The following is an 18,111-nucleotide window of genomic DNA, read 5'->3' on the forward strand; positions in this document are numbered from 1 at the left end:
GCATCTGGCCCATGGTGCTCCGGTTTGTCCCTCGGGTCCTTGGTGCGGCCCTTGTCTGCCTGGCCGTGCTCGTCACCGGGTGTTCCTCGGGCGACGGCAGCACAGCGGAAGCCTCCGCCTCCGCCCCCGCGTGGGCGCCGCAGGGCATGGCCACCGTACGGGCCGACCGGCTGCCTGCCGAGGCGCGGCGGACGTTGCGGCTCATCGATGACGGCGGGCCCTTCCCGTACGCCAAGGACGGGTCGGTCTTCGGCAACTTCGAGGGCGAGCTGCCGAAGCAGCGGCGCGGCCACTATCGCGAGTACACCGTGCGCACCCCCGGCGAACGCGACCGGGGCGCACGGCGGATCGTCACCGGGAGCGGCGACGAGACCTACTACACGGACGATCACTACGCGTCCTTCAAGGCGGTACTGAGATGACGCCCGAACCGCTGGCAGCCGTCCTGGAGGCCGTACGGGCCGCCGGGCTCGGCACCGTCTCGCTCGACCTGAGCGGGGCGCGCGACAAGTCGGCCTTCATGGACCGCTGCGCCCGTGCGCTCGACCTGCCCGACTGGTTCGGCCGGAACTGGGATGCCCTCGCCGACTGTCTCACCGACCAGGGGCGTGCACCCGGACGGCTGCTCGTCGTCACCGGCTGGCAGGAGTACGCCGAGGCCGCGCCCCAGGAGTGGATCGTCGCCCAGGAGGTCTTCACCGACGCGGTGGAGTACGCCAGGGAGCGCGGGACCGGCCTGGAGATCGTTCTCGCGCTCGGCACGCGCGCCTGAGCGGAGCGTGACCGTCCGGGTGGCTGCTTGGAGGATCCGACCAGGGCTCCAGCGGCCCGGCTGGGTGATCGTCCCAGGCGGCGCATCACCCGGGACATGGGACACTGAAGTACGTGCTTTTCCCTCGGCCTAACTGTCCGGGGGCCACCTCTGATCGACTGGGATGAGCAGCACGTGCGTTTCCTCAATGACATCCAGCCTGCGTACGACCTGACGTACGACGACGTCTTCATGGTGCCGCGGCGTTCCGCCGTCGGATCGCGTCAGGGCGTGGACCTCTCCTCGCCGGACGGCACCGGCACCACGATCCCGCTGGTCGTCGCGAACATGACCGCGATCGCCGGACGCCGGATGGCCGAGACCGTCGCCCGCCGCGGCGGCCTCGTCGTGATCCCGCAGGACATTCCGATCGAGGTCGTCACCGAGGTCATCTCCTGGGTCAAGACGCGCCACCACGTCCTTGACACCCCGATCGTCCTGGCCCCCACGCAGACCGTCGCCGACGCGCTCGCGCTGCTTTCCAAGCGCGCGCACAACGCGGGCGTCGTCGTGGACGCCGACCAGAAGCCGGTCGGCGTCGTCACCGACACGGACCTGAACGGCGTCGACCGCTTCACCCAGCTCTCCGAGGTCATGTCCAAGGACCTCGTGCTGCTCGACGCGGACATCGACCCGCGCGACGCCTTCAACAAGCTGGACGCCGCCAACCGCCGCTACGCCCCCGCGGTGGGCAAGGACGGCCGCCTCGCCGGCATCCTCACCCGCACGGGCGCCCTGCGCGCGACCCTCTACACGCCCGCCCTTGACGCCGACGGCAAGCTGCGCATCGCCGCCGCCGTCGGCATCAACGGCGATGTCGCGGCCAAGGCCAAGCAGCTCCTCGACGCGGGCGCCGACACTCTCGTCGTGGACACCGCGCACGGCCACCAGGAGTCGATGATCGCCGCGGTCAAGGCCGTGCGCGCGCTCGACCCGCAGGTGCCGATCGTCGCGGGCAACATCGTCGCCGCTGAGGGCGTACGGGACCTGATCGAGGCCGGTGCCGACATCATCAAGGTCGGCGTGGGCCCCGGCGCCATGTGCACCACGCGCATGATGACCGGCGTCGGCCGGCCGCAGTTCTCCGCGGTGCTCGAATGCGCCGCCGAGGCAGCGAAGTTCGGCAAGCACGTGTGGGCCGACGGTGGCGTCCGGCACCCCCGTGACGTCGCCATGGCGCTGGCCGCCGGTGCGTCGAACGTCATGATCGGCTCGTGGTTCGCCGGGACGTACGAGTCCCCGGGCGACCTGCAGCAGGACGCCAACGGCCGCCTTTACAAGGAGTCGTTCGGCATGGCGTCGGCGCGTGCGGTCAAGAACCGCACCAGCGAGGAGTCGGCCTACGACCGTGCCCGCAAGGCGCTGTTCGAGGAGGGCATCTCGACCTCGCGGATGTTCCTGGACCCGGAGCGTCCCGGCGTCGAGGACCTGATCGACTCGATCATCGCGGGCGTCCGCTCGTCCTGCACGTACGCCGGTGCGGGCTCCCTGGAGGAGTTCGCCGAGCGCGCCACCGTGGGCGTGCAGAGTGCCGCGGGCTACGCGGAGGGCAAGCCGCTGCACGCCAGCTGGAGCTAGGCGTTTCGCGGGGAGCTGCCGTCTTGCCGCCGCGGGCCGTACTGGCTGGTCGCGCAGTTCCCCGCGCCCCTGGCGGGGCGCTCACCTGCGGAGCGCCTCCGTCACCGCCTCCGCGAGGATCCGGTGGCCCTCGTCCCCCGGATGCACTCCGTCCACCAGGTGCTTGGCGTCGAGGAGGCCGCCGCCCGGTAGCAGGTCGACCCCCGCGTCCAGAGCCGCCCGCTCCAGGGCGGTGCGCAGGTCCCGCAGCGAGGCGCCGAGCACGTTCGGCACCGTCTCGGCGTCCGGGCGCAGCACGGGGGACACGACCAGGAGGGGAGCGTCCGGGTGGCCCCGGCGCACCAGATCCAGGAACGCCCGCGCCGTCTCGTACAGCAGCCGCGCCGAATGCGGCGTACGCGACCAGCAGTTCGTGCCGAAGGCCAGGGTGATCAAGTCGGCGTCCAGGGAAGCGAGTTGCTCGGCGGAGGCCAGCTCCCCGCGTGCGGCGCCCGCGTACCCGAGGTTCACCATCTCCACCCCCAGGGCGTGCCCAGCGAGGGCGGGCCACGCCAGAGGGGGCCGTGAGACCGACCAGCCCTCCGCGATGGAGTCCCCGTAGACGAGCCAGCGCGGCTGCCGGGCGATGGGCGTGAGGGTGCCGCTCACCGGGCGTACGTCGTGCAGGGCGGGCCGCAGCGCCTCCGGCAGGTGCAGGGTGAACGTGCCGTCGGGGGAGGGGAGCGGGATCAAGACCCGGTGCTCGCCCGGTGACGCGGGCGTGTCGACGGCGTCCTCGCCCGCGAGGAGCGTGAACACCGCGGGCGCGGCGCGGTAGGCGTCCGTCTCCGAGGGAAGCGACGCGGTGTACGCGACGTCCACGGCGCTCACTCCGCGCGCCGTGAACTCCAGCCGCACCCCGGCCGGGAGACCCGCCCGCTCCCACGTGTCCCCGGGCAGCCGGGCGCGATCGGCGGGATCGGCACGCACCACCCGGCCGTCCTCGGTCCACCAGGCCGCACCCCGCACGAACTCCCTCATCGTGCGCCTCCGATGGTCGGATACGGGAACTTCACGCCGACCCCGCCGTCCACGACGAGCGTCTGCCCGGTGACGTACGAGGAGAGCGGCGAGGCGAAGAAGAGCAGGGCCGAGGCGATGTCCGAGGTCTCGGCCACGCGGTCGAGCGGGGCGTTGCGAGCGTTGCGTCCGCGGCCCTCCTCGCCGATCAGGCCCGCCACGCGCGGCGTCCACACCACTCCGGGCGCCACCGCGTTCACCCGCACCCCGCGCGGGCCGTACTCCACCGCCGCCGAGCGGACCAGGGAGATCAGGCCGGCCTTGGCCGCCCCGTACGCGGCGTGCAAGGGCGCCGCCGTCAGGCCCGACACGGACGCGACGAAGACGAGCGAGCCGCCACCCGCGTCGGCGAGTGCCTCACCGCCGTACTGGACCGCCAGCCAGGCGTGCCGCAGGACGAGGGAGAAGTGCCAGTCCCAGGAGGCGTCGTCAAGCTCGTCCAGAGGCGTGTAGCGGGCCATGCCGACGATGTCGACGACACCCCCGAGCGGCCCCAACTCCCGCCGTGCGTGGGCGAATAAGGTCCGCATCTCCTCGCGCCGCGTCACGTCCGCGACGTACGGGACGCCGCCTGTCTCGGCGGCGACCGACTCCGCGCGGCCCTTGTCGAGGTCCACGCACAGGACCCGCGCGCCCGCCGCCGTGAGTGCGTGCGCGGTCTGGCGGCCGATGCCGTTGCCCGCGCCGAGGACGACGAAGGCGCGGTCGTCCAGGCGGTGCAGGGAGGCGTAGTCGGGGACGGGGGAGGTGTCGAGCGGCTCGCTCACGGTGTCGCCCGCCGGGGCCGGTAGGACGCCAGTTCCGGGATGACTTCCTTGCCCAGGATCTCGATCGTGCGCAGGATCTCCTGGTGCTCCAGATAGCCCCACTGGACGTAGCAGATGAGCTGGTCGATGCCGAGGTCGGCGTAACGCTTGGCCTTGCGGACGATCGTCTCCGCGTCGCCGATGAGGATCATGTCGCCGTCGTTGAACTCGTCGACGGGAACGTTGCCTTCGATGATCGGGGTGAGGAAGGGGAACGTCCGCTCGCGCTCGTCGGGCGTCAGATGCGGCAGCTCCCAGTCGAGCGTGAACTGGGCGAGGTTGCGGTACCACCAGGCCACGGAGTCCCAGACCCGCCGCGAGGGGCGGTCCGCCACGTGCACCAGCGTGTACGCGCTGACGCGGTCCGTGGTGACGTCCGTGATCGGGGACGGGGTGCGGGCCGCCGCGCGGTAGGCGGCGACCTGGCGGGCCATCGCGTCGAGCGGCTGCATGATCGAGAAGGAGAGCAGACCCAGGCCCGCCGCGCCCGCCACCTCCGCCGAGCCGGGGGACGTCGCCGCCATCCAGCACGGTGGGTGCGGGTCCTGGACCGGCTTCGGGGTGACCATCCGCCGGGGGAAGGTGAAGCGCTCCGACTCGTAGGCGAAGTACTCCTCGCGCCACATGCCTGTCACGATCTCGATCGCCTCGCGCCAGTCGGACCGCGACTGCTCCCTGTCGACGCCAAAGGCCGTTTGTTCCATGGGGGTTGAGCGTCCCGTGCCCCACTCCACACGGCCGTCCGACAGCACGTCCACGGCCGCCACCTTCTCCGCGATCCGCTGCGGGGGAGTGAAGCCGAAGGGGGTGAGCGTGACGCCGAAGCCGAGGTGTATCCGCTCGGTGAGCGCCGCGAGATGCCCGAGCAGGACTTCGGGCGCGGGGCAGTGCGAGCGGCCCTCGCGGAAGTGGTGCTCCACCGCCCACACCGTGCGGAAACCGACCCGGTCCGCGAGCCGGATCTGTTCGACGGCCTCGCGGTAGGCGCGCTGCTCGGCGGTGCGCTGGCCATGCGGATGGGGTCCGCTCCAGGGCTTCGGTACGTCGATCTCGTACAGCACATCGAGGTCCATCGCCTGCTGCCTCCCTCTCGACCGGGGTGCACGATGGGGGAGATCTGACGAAGTGTCAATGACTTCCCCGGCGCCCCGGCACGCAACGGACGAAACGGACCGCGCAACGAAGACCCGCGGGAAGGGGAAGTACGCAACGATCATGCGGGTCTGCGCAAGGTTGCTGCATTACGTACGTGAAGCTCGCCTCATAGAGTCGTCCGCTGTACGTGGTGTGGCGGGGACCGCCTGCTCGGCGGTCCCCATCCATGCATGGGAGCTGCCGCCGGTCCTGCCCGCCCTGACCGCCTGACCGGCAGCGATGAAGGAGCCATGCGTGCTCGACCAAGGCGCACCCCCGCAGAACCGACCGAGTCCCCCGGCGTCCGCCGGGTTCGGCAGTCGCCTGATGCGGCGCAAGCCGGTGGAACTCCTGGTCGCGGAGGGCGGCCAGGGTGAGGGCGGCACACTGCGGCGCTCACTCGGCATGTGGCAGCTGACCATGATCAGCATCGGCGCCACCCTCGGCACCGGCATTTTCGTCGTCCTCGGCGAGAGCGTCCCCAAGGCCGGGCCCGCCGTCACCATCTCCTTCGTGATCGCCGGACTCACCGCCCTCTTCTCCGCGCTCTCGTACGCCGAGCTGGCCGGCTCCATACCGGTGGCGGGCTCCTCCTACTCGTACGCGTACGCAACCATGGGCGAACTCGTCGCCTGGGTCTGCGGCTGGTGCCTGGTCCTGGAGTACGGCGTGTCCGTGGCCGCCGTGGCCGTCGGCTGGGGCGAATACCTCAACGAACTGCTCGACGGCACCATCGGCGTCACCATCCCGGACGCCCTCTCGGCGGCGCCCGGCGAGGTCGACGGGGCCATCATCAACCTGCCCGGCCTGATCGTCGTGCTGCTCGCCATGGTCTTCCTGCTCGGCGGCGCCAAGGAGTCGGCGCGGGCCAACACGATCATGGTCATCGTGAAGATCGCCGCGCTCGTGCTCTTCTGCACCATCGGCTTCATGGGCTTCAAGTCCGGCAACTACTCGGACTTCATGCCGCTCGGCACGGCCGGTGTCAGCGCGGCCGCCGCGAGCCTCTTCTTCTCGTACATCGGCTTCGACGCCGCCTCCACCGCCGGTGAGGAAGCCAAGAACCCGCAGCGCGACCTGCCCCGCGCGATCATGCTGTCGCTGATCATCGTCACGGCCCTCTACGTCCTGGTCGCCGCCGTCGCCGTCGGCGCCTGGAACTGGAAGGACTTCGAGGGCTCCGAGGCCGCGCTCGCCGCGATCATGAACGACGTCAGCGGCCAGAGCTTCTGGGGCACGCTGCTCGCCGCCGGCGCCGTCATCTCCATCGCGTCCGTCGTCCTGACCGTCCTCTACGGCCAGACCCGCGTCCTGTTCGCCATGTCCCGCGACGGCCTGGTCCCCAAGGCGTTCGGCAAGGTCAGCAAGAAGACCGGCACGCCCCGCGTGAACACCGTCATCGTGTCGCTGTTCTGCGCCGCGCTCGCCTCGGTCATCCCGCTCGGCAAGCTCGTCGACGCCACCAGCATCGGCACGCTCTTCGCCTTCGGCCTGGTCAACATCGCCGTCATCGTGCTGCGCCGGACCCGCCCGGACATGCCGCGCACCTTCCGCGTGCCGCTCGGCTGGCTCTTCCCGGTCCTCGGCTTCGCCTTCTGCGCGTACAACATGTTCAGTCTCGACACCGTCACCTGGGTCGTCTTCGGTGTCTGGATGGCCGTCGGCCTCGTGTTCTACTTCCTGTACGGCATGAGCCGCTCCCGATTGGCCTCCGCAGAGAAGTGATCCACCCCCAGTGCGACTGAACGATCTCGACGAACGCATCGTGCACGCCCTCGCCGAGGACGCCCGCCGCTCCTACGCCGACATCGGCCAGCTGGTCGGGCTCTCCGCGCCGGCCGTGAAACGGCGCGTCGACCGGCTGCGGGAGACCGGGGCGATCACGGGCTTCACCGTGCGGGTCGACCCGGCCGCGCTCGGCTGGGAGACCGAGGGGTTCATCGAGATCTACTGCCGTCGCAACACCTCGCCGGAGGCGATCCGGCGAGGTCTGGAGAGGTATCCGGAGATCGCGTCCGCGTCCACCGTCACCGGTGACGCGGACGCGGTCGTCCAGGTCTTCGCCGCCGACATGCGGCACTTCGAGCGGGTCCTTGAACGGATCGCGGGGGAGCCGTTCGTGGAGCGGACGAAGTCCGTGCTCGTCCTATCGCCCCTGATGCGGCGCTTCTCCTCCGGGGCGCCTGCCTAGTCAGTCCGTCGGGTACGTGGGGTGCCAGGGCGTGACGTCGAAGTCGCCGGTGCCCTTCTCGACCTTCTCGAAGGGGGCGGAGCTGGTGCACTTGGTCAGCTTCTTCGTACCGTCGGGGTGGCCCACGGCGGCCCAGCTGTAGCCCACGCGGTCGCGCTTGCCCTGGTCGTGGACCGTGAAGCCGACCCGGCCGCCCTTGATGCCCTCGAGGTTGGTGTCGGTGATGACGCCGGTGGCCGTGGCGACCTTGCCGCCCGTGATCAGGCAGTCGATGCGGCCCTTCGCCCAGCCGCCCTCGCCGCCCGGCTTGTCCAGGTGCACGAACTTGAAGGTGCCGGTCGCCTTGTCCGGGCGCATGTTGTCGCGCTGTGCCAGGTGGGCGTCGAAGGTGAACGTCACGTCCTCGGTGGTCTTGCGGTCCAGCTTCGCGCTGCCGGTGAGCGCGGCGGCCTCGCGGGCCCGGGAGTCCGAGGCGGCCCTGGGCGCCCCGCCGTCGTCCGACGCGACGGCGGCTCCCACCGCCCCCATGGACAGCAGCAGGGCGGTCCCGACGGCGATCGCGCGGTTGCGTGTGCGGGTCGGGCGGCCGTCGGTGATCCGGGTGCTTGCGTTGCGGCTCATGGGGAGCCTCCGTCCGAAGTGCCGTTCGCCCGGTCCTTCCGGGCGAGATCACGGTCTCGCGGCAGGGGGTGCCGGCACGTCCGGCCACGGGCGGCAATCCGCCTCCGCCATGCGGCGGGGAACACCCCCGCCCGCCCTGCGCCCGCCGGTGGACACGGCTACGGCTCCGGTCCCACACCGCCGCGCAACGAATCGCCGCCAAGGGCCCCGCACGCGCAACAGATCACGCATCTGCCCGCAACGCTCGCGCCTTGTCCGGACAGGGCCGCCGACCGTACCGTCTAACGGACCCCACCTGCCCCTTCGTACGCCCCGAGGATCCGCCATGCCTGCGCTGCGCACCGCCCTGCTCCAGAGTTCCGGGCGGCTCGGCTCCGTCGCCGAGAACCTCAAGGCGCTCGACGACGCCGCGGGCCGCGCCGCGGCGGCGGGAGCGGGGCTGCTGGTCGCGCCCGAGCTGTACCTCACCGGGTACGCGATCGGCGACGACGTGCCGCGACTCGCCGAGGCCGCCGACGGGGCGTCGGCCGCCGCGATCGCCGAGACCGCCGTACGCCACGGCGTCGCGATCGCCTACGGCTACCCGGAGCGGGAGGCGGACCAGGTCTTCAATTCCGTCCAGCTGATCGGCGCCGACGGCTCGCGCCTCGCGAACTACCGCAAGACCCACCTCTTCGGCTGCTTCGAGCGGGATCACTTCACCCCCGGTGAACAGGACGTCGTCCAGGCGGAGTTGGGCGGTCTGCGGATCGGCCTGATGATCTGCTACGACGTGGAGTTCCCGGAGAACGTCCGCGCGCACGCCCTCGCGGGCACCGATCTGCTGCTCGTGCCCACGGCCCAGATGCACCCCTTCCAGTTCGTCGCCGAGTCGGTCGTGCCGGTGCGGGCCTTCGAGAACCAGATGTACGTCGCGTACGTCAACCGGGTCGGCAAGGAAGGGGAGTTCGAGTTCGTCGGACTCTCCACGCTGGCAGGACCCGACGGCGTCGCACGCACCCGCGCCGGACGGGACGAGCAGCTGGTGTTCGCCGACGCGGACCCGGACTTCCTCGCCGCGTCGCGCGAGGCCAACCCCTACCTGCGCGACCGCCGCCCGTGTCTGTACGCCTCCCTGGTCTGACCCCTCCCGAGCCCCCTGTCTTCTGTTCTGCCGTTCCCGCAAGGAGTCCGTACCCCATGACGTCCACGGTGCCCACCGCCGTCCAGCACACCGACGCCCAGCCGCCGATCACCATGTTCGGTCCGGACTTCCCTTACGCGTACGACGATTTCCTCGCCCACCCGGCGGGCCTCGGCCAGATACCCGCGACCGAGCACGGCACGGAGGTCGCGGTCATCGGCGGCGGCCTGTCCGGCATCGTGGCGGCGTACGAGCTGATGAAGATGGGCCTCAAGCCCGTCGTCTACGAGGCCGACCAGATCGGCGGCCGGCTGCGCACCGTCGGCTTCGAGGGCTGTGACGGCGACCTCACCGCCGAGATGGGCGCGATGCGCTTCCCGCCGTCCTCGACGGCGCTCCAGCACTACATCGACCTGGTGGGCCTCAAGACCCAGCCGTTCCCCAACCCGCTCGCCGAGTCGACGCCCTCCACGGTCGTCGACCTCAAGGGCGAGTCGCACTACGCCGAGACCGTCGCCGACCTGCCGCAGGTCTATCGCGACGTGGCGAAGGCGTGGAACGACTGCCTGGAGGAGGGCGCCGACTTCTCCGACATGAACCGCGCCCTGCGCGAGCGCGACGTGCGGAAGATCCGCGAGATCTGGTCCAAGCTCGTCGAGAAGCTCGACAACCAGACCTTCTACGGCTTCCTCTGCGAGTCCGAGGCCTTCAAGTCCTTCCGGCACCGTGAGATCTTCGGCCAGGTCGGCTTCGGCACGGGCGGCTGGGACACCGACTTCCCCAACTCCATCCTGGAGATCCTGCGCGTCGTCTACACCGAGGCCGACGACCACCACCGCGGCATCGTCGGCGGCAGCCAGCAGCTGCCCCTGCGCATGTGGGACCGCGAGCCGCAGAAGATCGTGCACTGGGCGCCCGGCACCTCCCTGAGCTCGCTGCACGAGGGCGGCGTGCCGAAGCCCGCCGTGACCCGTCTGGACCGCACCGCGGGCAACCGCGTCACCGTCACGGACTCCTCGGGCGACATCCGCACCTACCAGGCGGCGATCTTCACCGCCCAGTCCTGGCTGCTGCTGAGCAAGATCGCCTGCGACGACTCGCTCTTCCCCATCGACCACTGGACGGCGATGGAGCGGACCCACTACATGGAGTCCTCCAAGCTCTTCGTCCCGGTCGACCGGCCGTTCTGGCTGGACAAGGACGAGGAGACCGGGCGTGACGTCATGTCGATGACGCTCACCGACCGGATGACGCGCGGCACCTACCTGCTGGACGACGGCCCGGACAAGCCCGCCGTCATCTGCCTCTCGTACACCTGGTGCGACGACAGCCTGAAGTGGCTGCCGCTGTCGGCGAACGAGCGCATGGAGGTCATGCTCAAGTCGCTCGGCGAGATCTATCCCAAGGTCGACATCCGCAAGCACATCATCGGCAACCCGGTGACGGTGTCGTGGGAGAACGAGCCGTACTTCATGGGCGCCTTCAAGGCGAACCTGCCGGGGCACTACCGCTACCAGCGGCGTCTGTTCACGCACTTCATGCAGGAGTCGCTGCCCGAGGACAAGCGGGGGATCTTCCTTGCCGGGGACGACATCTCCTGGACGGCGGGATGGGCCGAGGGTGCGGTGCAGACTGCGCTGAACGCGGTCTGGGGGGTCATGCATCACTTTGGCGGGGCCACGGATGCGACCAACCCCGGTCCTGGAGATGTGTACGACGAGATTGCTCCCGTCGAACTGCCTGAGGACTGAGAGCGCCGTTCTTCCTGGGCGCGTGGGAGTCTGCCGGCCGGTTGTGGCTGGTCGCGCAGTTCCCCGCGCCCCTAAGACGAGCGCCCCTTCGGGGCGGCTGTCTTATACCCCTGCCGCCCTTGCTGCTTCGTAAACTTGCGCCGCCAGATCCTTCAGTTCCTCCGCGTCCCTCGTGCTGCCCTGGAGCTCGATGAGGATCTCCTCCACCGCGCCCGTCGAGGCGTGAGCCTCCAGGTCCTCGACGATCTGGGCGACGTTGCCCCGGAAGGGGGCGCGCTTCTCGCCCTCGTACGGCTTCGCCGTGTACCGCGCGTTGGCCCGCATGACGCTCTGGACCGGTTCGGTGCGCCCCCGCTCGGCGGCCAGTTCCTTCAGTGCCTGGGCCTGTTCGGCCAGCTTCTCGGCGCCCACGCCCACCGGCATCCAGCCGTCGGCGCGGTCGACGAGCCTGCGCAGGGCGCGCGGGCTGTTGGCGGGCAGCAGGACGGGGATGGGGCGCGCGGGCTTGGGGCCGACCTCCGAGGGGGCGATCGTGGTCAGCTCACCCTCGTACGACACCGGGTCCGGGCCCCACACCGCGCGGCAGACGTCGATCAGCTCGTCCAGGACCTTGCCGCGCTTCTCGAAGGGGGCCACCCCCGAAGCCGCGTACTCGTCATGGGACCAGCCCGTGCCGAACCCCGCGACGACCCGGCCGCCGCTCGCCGCGTCCAACGTGGCCAGCGAGCGCGCCAGTTGGAACGGCACGTGCAGCGGGGCGACCAGGACGCTGGTGCCCAGGCGGGCCCGCTCGGTGGCGGCGGCGGCCAGGGTCAGCGTGATCAGCGGATCGGGCACCGAGCGGTAGGTGTCGGGCCAGGGCAGTCCCTCGATGCCGTACAGACCCTGGGTCGCGGGTTCGGGGAACAGGACGCGTTCGTAGACCCACAAGCTCTCGTACCCGATCTCCTCCGCGGCGCGGGCGACGGCCGGGACGTCCCGTCCGATGCTGTACTGCTTGCCCTGCGGGAGGCTGAGACCGAGTCGTGTGGCCATGCTGGTGCTCCTTCGCATCCGGGGTCACTTCCTTCAACGTACAGCTACTGTCGGGGAGTTCCTCGGCGGTGGGCGCACGGTGGCCGGGTCAGTCCGGCAGGGGAGTGAGCAGCATCCGGCCCACCAGGCCGACCGCTCCGTCCAGACGCTCCAGGAACTCCTCGGCGACGCCGGGCAGTTCGTCCAGTGCCCGCATCGTCAGTGCCGTCGCCCAGGCGCTGTCCCTGGCCCGCTCCAGGCTCCAGGAACCCAGCAGGTGGGTGAGCGGGTCGGCGATCTGGAAGAGGTCGGGGCCCGGCATCAGGTCTTCGCGGATGCTCTCCTCCAGCGAGACGAGGATGTCGCCCACGCGGTCGAACTCGTCCTCCAGGTCCGCCGGTTCGCAGCCGAGCGTACGACAGGTGTCCAGGACGGCCAGCGGTAGGTCGTGGCCGATGTGCGCGTTGATGCCCGCGAGCGCGAACTGCAGCGGACGTACGCCGGGATGGCGCCGGAGCTGGAACAGCGGGCGCCAGCAGGCGGGCGGCCTGCGGTCGGCGGCCACCACGTCGACCGCCCGCAGATAGCGCTCGGCGAAGAGCACGTCCAGCGTGACCGCCGCTCCGGTGTCCGGAAAGCGACCGGTGCCGAGATGGCGCCCCACCTCTTCGGTCACCGACAGATAGACCCGGTTGAACACCCCGACCCCGTCGCCCGAGGGGAATCCGGCGCCCAGCGCGCGCATCCGCGTCACCACGCCGTCAACCCCGTGTGCCGAGCCTGTGAACTCCGCGAACCGCTCCGACTGCGCCATGGTGGCAGGGTCCCAGCCGTAGGCTGGCCCGAGTGCCACCGCACCGGCCGCTTCCCCAGAACGAGGGAACGGCGGCCGTGTGTGCCCCTGGGGAGGGGAGCCGGCACGCCGTGTCAGGGGGACACGGGTGAGGGGGAGGGACAGCACCGTGACAGGCAACCGCGCACGACATCGCGCCGAACCGAGGGCCGAGCGGCGGGCCGAGCGCAGGGGCGCCGCCCGCCGTGGCGTCATGGTCGCCGCGGCCTCGGTCGTGGCCGCCGTCGGCACCGTCACCGGAATGGTGTCCGCCCTGGACGAAGGCGGCGGCAAGGACCAGGCGCGCCCGAAGGTGACGAAGTCGCCGACGCTCGAACCGCTGCCCGCGGTGCCGACGCCGTCCCCCTCGAAGACCTCGGCGAAGCCGTCGTCCACCAAGTCCGCCGCGTCCCCGAAGCCGAGACCGAAGCCTTCGACGCAGCGTCCGAAGAAGCCGAGCAGCGCCGCCGCCCCGGCCGGTTCGCTCTACCGGCACGGCGATTCGCAGGTCCTGGACTGGGTCAGGGCCAACCGGAGCGACCCGCGCAGACCCCTCATCGAGTCACGGATCGCCGCCCATCCCGCCGCCGTGTGGTTCGCGGAGTACGCGCCGGGGACCATCACCTCACGCGTGCGCGCGGTGACGTCGAACGCCGGGAGCCGGGTGCCCGTCGTCGTGCCGTACGCGATACCGGACCGCGACTGCGGGGGCGCGTCGCAGGGCGGTGCGCCGGACCTCGCGGCGTACGACGCGTGGATCGGGAAGTTCGCCGCGGGCCTCGGCTCCGGCGAGGTCATCGTCATCCTCGAACCGGACGCGATCGCGCTCTCCGAGTGCCTCACGGCCAAGGAGCGCACCGCCCGCTATGCCTCGCTCGCCCGCGCGGGCCGCACCCTGAAGGCCGCCAACCCCAGGGCCAGGGTCTATTACGACGCCGGGCACTCCGGCTGGAACGCGGCGGCCAAGCAGGCCGGACGGCTGCGCGCGGCGGGCGCGGCGTCCCCCGCGTCGTCCGACGGCGTCTTCACCAACGTCTCGAACTTCCACCGCACCGACGCCGAGGCCGCGTACGCCCGCCAGGTCCTGTCCGCGCTCGGCGGTCCGGCGGGCCTCGGCGCCGTCATCGACACGAGCCGCAACGGAAACGGCGCCCCGGCGGACGGCGAGTGGTGCGACCCGGACGGCCGCGGACTCGGGCCGAACCCGACCCTGCGTACCGGCCAGGCCCGCATCGACGCCTATCTGTGGGTCAAACTGCCGGGCGAGTCCGACGGCTGCAAGGGCGCGCCCGGGACGTTCACGCCCGGCTACGCCTACGACTTGGCGGGCGGCTGAGAGCCGTCGTCGCCCTCGTCCCCGTCGGCGGTGTCGTACGTCGACGTGCCCGAATCGAGCAGCGGCTCCTGAGACTTGAGGTGCGGCGGGGCGAAGGCGCGCAGGACGTGGTAGCCGGTGATCACGACGATGGTGCCGAGCGCGATGCCGCTCAGCTCGAAGTTGTCGGTGATCTTCAGCGAGACGCCGCCGACGCCGATGATGATGCCCGCGGCGGCCGGGACGAGGTTCAGCGGATTGCGCAGATCCACCCCGGCGTTGATCCAGATCTGGGCGCCGAGCAGGCCGATCATGCCGTACAGGATGACGGTGATGCCGCCGAGGACGCCGCCCGGGATGGCCGCGACGACCGCGCCGAACTTGGGGCACAGGCCGAAGAGCAGGGCGAAGCACGCGGCGGCCCAGTAGGCGGCGGTGGAGTAGACGCGGGTCGCGGCCATCACGCCGATGTTCTCGGAGTACGTCGTGTTGGGCGGGCCGCCGACCGCCGTGGAGAGCATGGAGGCGGCGCCGTCGGCGGAGATGGCGGTGCCGAGCTTGTCGTCCAGGGAGTCGCCGGTCATCTCGCCGACCGCCTTGACGTGCCCGGCGTTCTCGGCGACCAGGGCGATGACGACGGGCAGCGCGACGAGGATCGCCGACCACTCGAAGCTCGGCGCGTGGAAGGTCGGCAGGCCGATCCAGTCGGCGTTGCCGACGGCGGAGAGGTCCAGGCGCCAGTGGTCGACGACCTTGCCCGAGCCGTCCGCCGAGTGGATCTTGCCGAAGACCAGGTCGAGGACCCAGGACAGGACGTACCCGAAGATCAGCCCCAGGAAGATCGCGACGCGCGACCAGAATCCGCGCAGGCACACCACGGCCAAACCGGTGAACAGCATCACCAGGAGCGCCGTCCACTGGTCCTGCGGCCAGTACGTGGACGCCGTGACCGGCGCCAGGTTGAAGCCGATCAGCATGACGACGGCGCCGGTGACGATCGGCGGCATCGCGGCGTGGATGATCCGCGCCCCGAACCTCTGGACGGCCAGGCCCACCAGGAACAGTGCCGCGCCGACCACGAAGACCGCGCCGGTCACGGTCGCGGAGGAGCCGCCCTGTGCGCGGATGACGGCGGCCACGCCCACGAAGGAGAGCGAGCAGCCCAGGTAGCTGGGCACCCGGCCCCGCGTGGCCAGCAGGAAGATGACCGTCGCGACGCCCGACATCATGATCGCGAGGTTCGGGTCGAGGCCCATCAGGACGGGCGCCACGAAGGACGCGCCGAACATGGCGACCACGTGCTGGGCGCCGAGCCCGAAGGTGCGCGGCCACGAGAGCCGCTCGTCGGGACGGACGACTGCTCCGGGCGCGGGGGTGCGCCCGTCGCCGTGCAGTCTCCAGCGCACGCCGAGATCCATGGTTCAGTTCCGCCTTCTGTGCGCCCGACTTTGTCAAGACCCGAATGAGTCAGCGCAATGTTAATCCGGCGTAAGGTTCACGGTTTCCCGGCGGGCGCGTCCGCCGGAGCCACCACAGTGGTCTCGCGGCCGTCCGTGCGCAGCACCCCCGCGAACACCGCGAGCCCGCAGGCGAGCACGGTCACCAGGCCGAAGGAGACGACCAGGCTCGTCGCGTCGGCGAGCGTGCCGATCGCGGACGGGGCGATCAGGCCCGAGGTGTAGGTGATGGTGGCGACGCCCGCGATGGCCTGGCTCGGGTTGGGGCCGCTGCGTCCGGCGGCGGCGAACGCGAGCGGGACGACGACCGCGATGCCGAGCCCGAGCAGCGCGAACCCGGACATGGCGACCGCCGGGTGCGGCGCCACCACCACGAGAAGACCGCCGAGCGCCGCGACCACGCCGCCCACGCGCACCGTGCGGACCGCCCCGAAGCGGTCCACCACCGCGTCGCCCGCGAGCCGCGCGATGGCCATGGTGAGCGTGAACCCGGTGGTGCACGCCGCCGCGACACCCGCCGAGCTGTCCAGGACGTCCCGCAGATAGACCGCCGACCAGTCCAGGCTCGCGCCCTCCGCGAAGACCGCGCAGAAGCCGACCGCGCCGATCAGCAGCGCCGACTTGGGCGGCAGCGAGAAGCGCGGCGGTGCCTCGTCCTCGGGCTCCGCCTGCAGGTCGAGCACGCCCTGGCAGGCGACGAGACCGATCGCGGTGAGCGCCGCGGCGGCCAGCGCGTGGTGCAGCCGGGCGTCCGAGCCCAGGTGGGCGGCGACCGTGCCGGCCGCGGAGCCGATGAGGGCGCCGACGCTCCACATGCCGTGCAGCCCCGACATGATCGACTTCTTCATGCGGGCCTCGACCTCGACGCCGAGGGCGTTCATCGCCACGTCCGACATGCCCGCCGTCGCGCCGTACACGAACAGGGCCAGGCAGAGCGTGAGCAGGTTCGGTGCGAGCGAGGGCAGGATCAGCGAGAGCGTCCACAGGGCGAGCAGGCCGCGCAGCGCGGTCCGCGCGCCGAAGCGATGGCTGACCCAGCCCGCGAGCGGCATCGCCACGGAGGCGCCGATCGCGGGGAAGGCGAGGGCGAGCCCGAGGAGTCCGGCGCTGAGGCCCGCGTGGTCCTGGATCCAGGGCACGCGGGTGGCGAAGGAGCCGGTGACGGCACCGTGCACACAGAAGACGGCGGCCACGGCGTACCGCGCGCGCTTCAACTGCCCTACGTCGTAGGTCACTTCACTCATCGATGCTCTGCCCCTCCCGAGATGCCGCCCGCTACGGCGACGTAAACTATCAGGAACCCTGCCTGATAAATAGCAGCTTTATGGAAGGATCCCCGGCATGCCCGCATCACCGAGCACCGCCCGGGCCATCAACGACCGGCTCGCCCTGGGGCTCCTGCAGCGCGAAGGACCGCTGACGGCCAACCAGTTGAAGCAGCTCACCGGCCTCTCCCGGCCCTCGGTCGCCGACCTGGTCGAGCGCCTCCAGGGCTCCGGCCTGATCGCGGTCGTGGGGGAGGCGGGTGCCCGGCGCCGGGGGCCCAACGCCCGGCTGTACGGGATCGTCGCCGACCGGGCGCACCTCGCGGCCCTCGACGTACGCACCGACGGCCTCTCCGTCGTGGTCACCGATCTGCTCGGCGCGGTGCTCGCCGAGGCCTCCGCGCCCATCGGCGGCGACACCGGCACCGGGCCCGCCGTCGAGCGCGCAGCCGCCCTCGTGGAGCGCACCGCGCGCGACGGCGGGGTCCAGCGGCTGCACACCGTGGCCATCGGCGCCCCCGGCCTCATCGACCCCGCCACCGGCGAACTGCGCGACACCACCTCGCTGCCCGCCTGGCACCGCCGCCTCGCCGGAGCCCTCCAGGAACGGCTCCCGGCCCGCGTGCTCGTGGAGAACGAGACCAACCTCGCCGCCCGCGCCGAACAGCGAGACGGCGCCGCCCACGACCGCGACACGTTCGTCCTCCTGTGGCTCGGCGAAGGCGTCGGCGCCGCCGTCGTGCTCGACGGGACCCTGCGCCGCGGGGCGTCCGGCGGCACCGGGGAGATCGGCTTCCTGCCGGTGCCCGGCACACACGTACTGCCCTCCGCCACCGCCTGCGAAGGCGGCTTCCACTCGCTGGCCTGCGCCGCCGCCCTGCGCGAACTCGGCGAGAAACACGGCATGGCGGCCGGGGGCGACGCCGCGGACATGGTGCGCCGCGCCGTGGAGTCCGGCCCCGAGGCCTTCCTCGACGCCGCCGCCGACCGTGTCGCCGTGGGCGCCGCCGCCATGGCCGCGATCCTCGACCCCGGCTGCGTCGTGCTCGGCGGCGAGATCGGCCGCGCGGGGGGGGGGGGGGGGGGCCCCCCCCGGGGGGGGGGGGGGGCCCCCCCCCCCCCCCCCCCCCCCCCCCCGGGGGGGGGGCGGGGGC

General features: G+C 71.6%; 17 protein-coding genes. 9 read left to right on the top strand and 8 right to left on the bottom strand.

The annotated features are described in order from the left end of the window. Positions 1-11 precede the first annotated feature (11 nt). From ACWFRU_RS37845 to ACWFRU_RS37855, 3 genes are all read left to right on the top strand, one after another. Complete coding sequence (locus ACWFRU_RS37845) at positions 12-422, top strand: ribonuclease domain-containing protein (protein WP_453692636.1); 411 nt, start codon at positions 12-14, stop codon at positions 420-422. Further along, complete coding sequence (locus tag ACWFRU_RS37850; RefSeq protein WP_453692637.1) at positions 419-772, top strand: barstar family protein; 354 nt, start codon at positions 419-421, stop codon at positions 770-772. The genes ACWFRU_RS37845 and ACWFRU_RS37850 overlap by 4 nt, the downstream gene beginning before the upstream one ends. 174 nt (positions 773-946) lie before the next feature. Beyond that, positions 947-2,389: a GuaB1 family IMP dehydrogenase-related protein gene (locus ACWFRU_RS37855; RefSeq protein WP_453692638.1), complete on the top strand. Its 1,443-nt coding sequence runs from the start codon at positions 947-949 to the stop codon at positions 2,387-2,389. A gap of 81 nt (positions 2,390-2,470) precedes the next feature. On the opposite strand, the gene ACWFRU_RS37860 is transcribed toward ACWFRU_RS37855, so the two are convergent. The 3 genes from ACWFRU_RS37860 to ACWFRU_RS37870 are packed head-to-tail and all read right to left on the bottom strand — an operon-like array spanning position 2,471 to position 5,327. Next, the gene (locus ACWFRU_RS37860) at positions 2,471-3,409 is read right to left on the bottom strand and encodes a GDSL-type esterase/lipase family protein (RefSeq protein ID WP_453692639.1); all 939 of its coding nucleotides are present in this window, start codon (positions 3,407-3,409) and stop codon (positions 2,471-2,473) included. Further along, on the bottom strand, positions 3,406-4,215 hold the full coding sequence (locus ACWFRU_RS37865) for an SDR family NAD(P)-dependent oxidoreductase (RefSeq protein ID WP_453692640.1): 810 nt from the start codon (positions 4,213-4,215) through the stop codon (positions 3,406-3,408). Before ACWFRU_RS37865 ends, ACWFRU_RS37860 begins: the two co-directional genes overlap by 4 nt. After that, on the bottom strand, positions 4,212-5,327 hold the full coding sequence (locus ACWFRU_RS37870) for an LLM class flavin-dependent oxidoreductase (RefSeq protein ID WP_453692641.1): 1,116 nt from the start codon (positions 5,325-5,327) through the stop codon (positions 4,212-4,214). Before ACWFRU_RS37870 ends, ACWFRU_RS37865 begins: the two co-directional genes overlap by 4 nt. Before the next feature lie 316 nt (positions 5,328-5,643). Here ACWFRU_RS37870 and ACWFRU_RS37875 point away from each other — a divergent pair, with 316 nt between their 5' ends. Together ACWFRU_RS37875 and ACWFRU_RS37880 are read left to right on the top strand one after the other, a co-directional pair. Further along, entirely contained in the window at positions 5,644-7,113 is a 1,470-nt protein-coding gene (locus tag ACWFRU_RS37875; protein WP_453692642.1) for an amino acid permease, read from the top strand. Between the two features lie 10 nt (positions 7,114-7,123). Then, a complete protein-coding gene (locus ACWFRU_RS37880; RefSeq protein WP_363211043.1) occupies positions 7,124-7,579 on the top strand; it encodes an Lrp/AsnC family transcriptional regulator in 456 nt (151 codons plus the stop codon). Here ACWFRU_RS37880 and ACWFRU_RS37885 read toward each other — a convergent pair whose 3' ends face one another. Further along, positions 7,580-8,200, bottom strand: coding sequence for a Repetin (locus ACWFRU_RS37885; protein WP_453692643.1), 621 nt, complete (start codon positions 8,198-8,200; stop codon positions 7,580-7,582). Between the two features lie 334 nt (positions 8,201-8,534). On the opposite strand from ACWFRU_RS37885, the gene ACWFRU_RS37890 reads away from it, so the two are divergent. Both ACWFRU_RS37890 and ACWFRU_RS37895 read left to right on the top strand, forming a co-directional pair. Further along, positions 8,535-9,323: a carbon-nitrogen hydrolase family protein gene (locus ACWFRU_RS37890; protein ID WP_453692664.1), complete on the top strand. Its 789-nt coding sequence runs from the start codon at positions 8,535-8,537 to the stop codon at positions 9,321-9,323. 56 nt (positions 9,324-9,379) lie between these two features. After that, positions 9,380-11,074, top strand: coding sequence for a flavin monoamine oxidase family protein (locus tag ACWFRU_RS37895; RefSeq protein ID WP_453692644.1), 1,695 nt, complete (start codon positions 9,380-9,382; stop codon positions 11,072-11,074). A gap of 102 nt (positions 11,075-11,176) precedes the next feature. Here ACWFRU_RS37895 and ACWFRU_RS37900 read toward each other — a convergent pair whose 3' ends face one another. Together ACWFRU_RS37900 and ACWFRU_RS37905 are read right to left on the bottom strand one after the other, a co-directional pair. After that, a complete protein-coding gene (locus tag ACWFRU_RS37900) occupies positions 11,177-12,109 on the bottom strand; it encodes an LLM class F420-dependent oxidoreductase (protein WP_453692646.1) in 933 nt (310 codons plus the stop codon). An 88-nt stretch (positions 12,110-12,197) separates the two neighbouring features. Beyond that, positions 12,198-12,902 (bottom strand): DUF5995 family protein, encoded by a 705-nt coding sequence (locus tag ACWFRU_RS37905; protein WP_453692648.1) that lies wholly within the window; start codon positions 12,900-12,902, stop codon positions 12,198-12,200. Between the two features lie 232 nt (positions 12,903-13,134). Here ACWFRU_RS37905 and ACWFRU_RS37910 point away from each other — a divergent pair, with 232 nt between their 5' ends. Next, the gene (locus tag ACWFRU_RS37910) at positions 13,135-14,256 is read left to right on the top strand and encodes a glycoside hydrolase family 6 protein (protein WP_453692666.1); all 1,122 of its coding nucleotides are present in this window, start codon (positions 13,135-13,137) and stop codon (positions 14,254-14,256) included. Here ACWFRU_RS37910 and ACWFRU_RS37915 read toward each other — a convergent pair. Then, a complete protein-coding gene (locus ACWFRU_RS37915; protein WP_453692650.1) occupies positions 14,235-15,653 on the bottom strand; it encodes a uracil-xanthine permease family protein in 1,419 nt (472 codons plus the stop codon). The genes ACWFRU_RS37910 and ACWFRU_RS37915 overlap by 22 nt on opposite strands. Positions 15,654-15,730: 77 nt before the next feature. Beyond that, positions 15,731-16,936 (bottom strand): MFS transporter, encoded by a 1,206-nt coding sequence (locus tag ACWFRU_RS37920; RefSeq protein ID WP_453692652.1) that lies wholly within the window; start codon positions 16,934-16,936, stop codon positions 15,731-15,733. A 97-nt stretch (positions 16,937-17,033) separates the two neighbouring features. On the opposite strand from ACWFRU_RS37920, the gene ACWFRU_RS37925 reads away from it, so the two are divergent. After that, a partial coding sequence (locus tag ACWFRU_RS37925) for an ROK family transcriptional regulator (RefSeq protein ID WP_453692654.1) occupies positions 17,034-18,111 on the top strand: 1,078 nt, incomplete at its 3' end.

Source organism: Streptomyces sp. NPDC055099 (genome assembly GCF_053607685.1).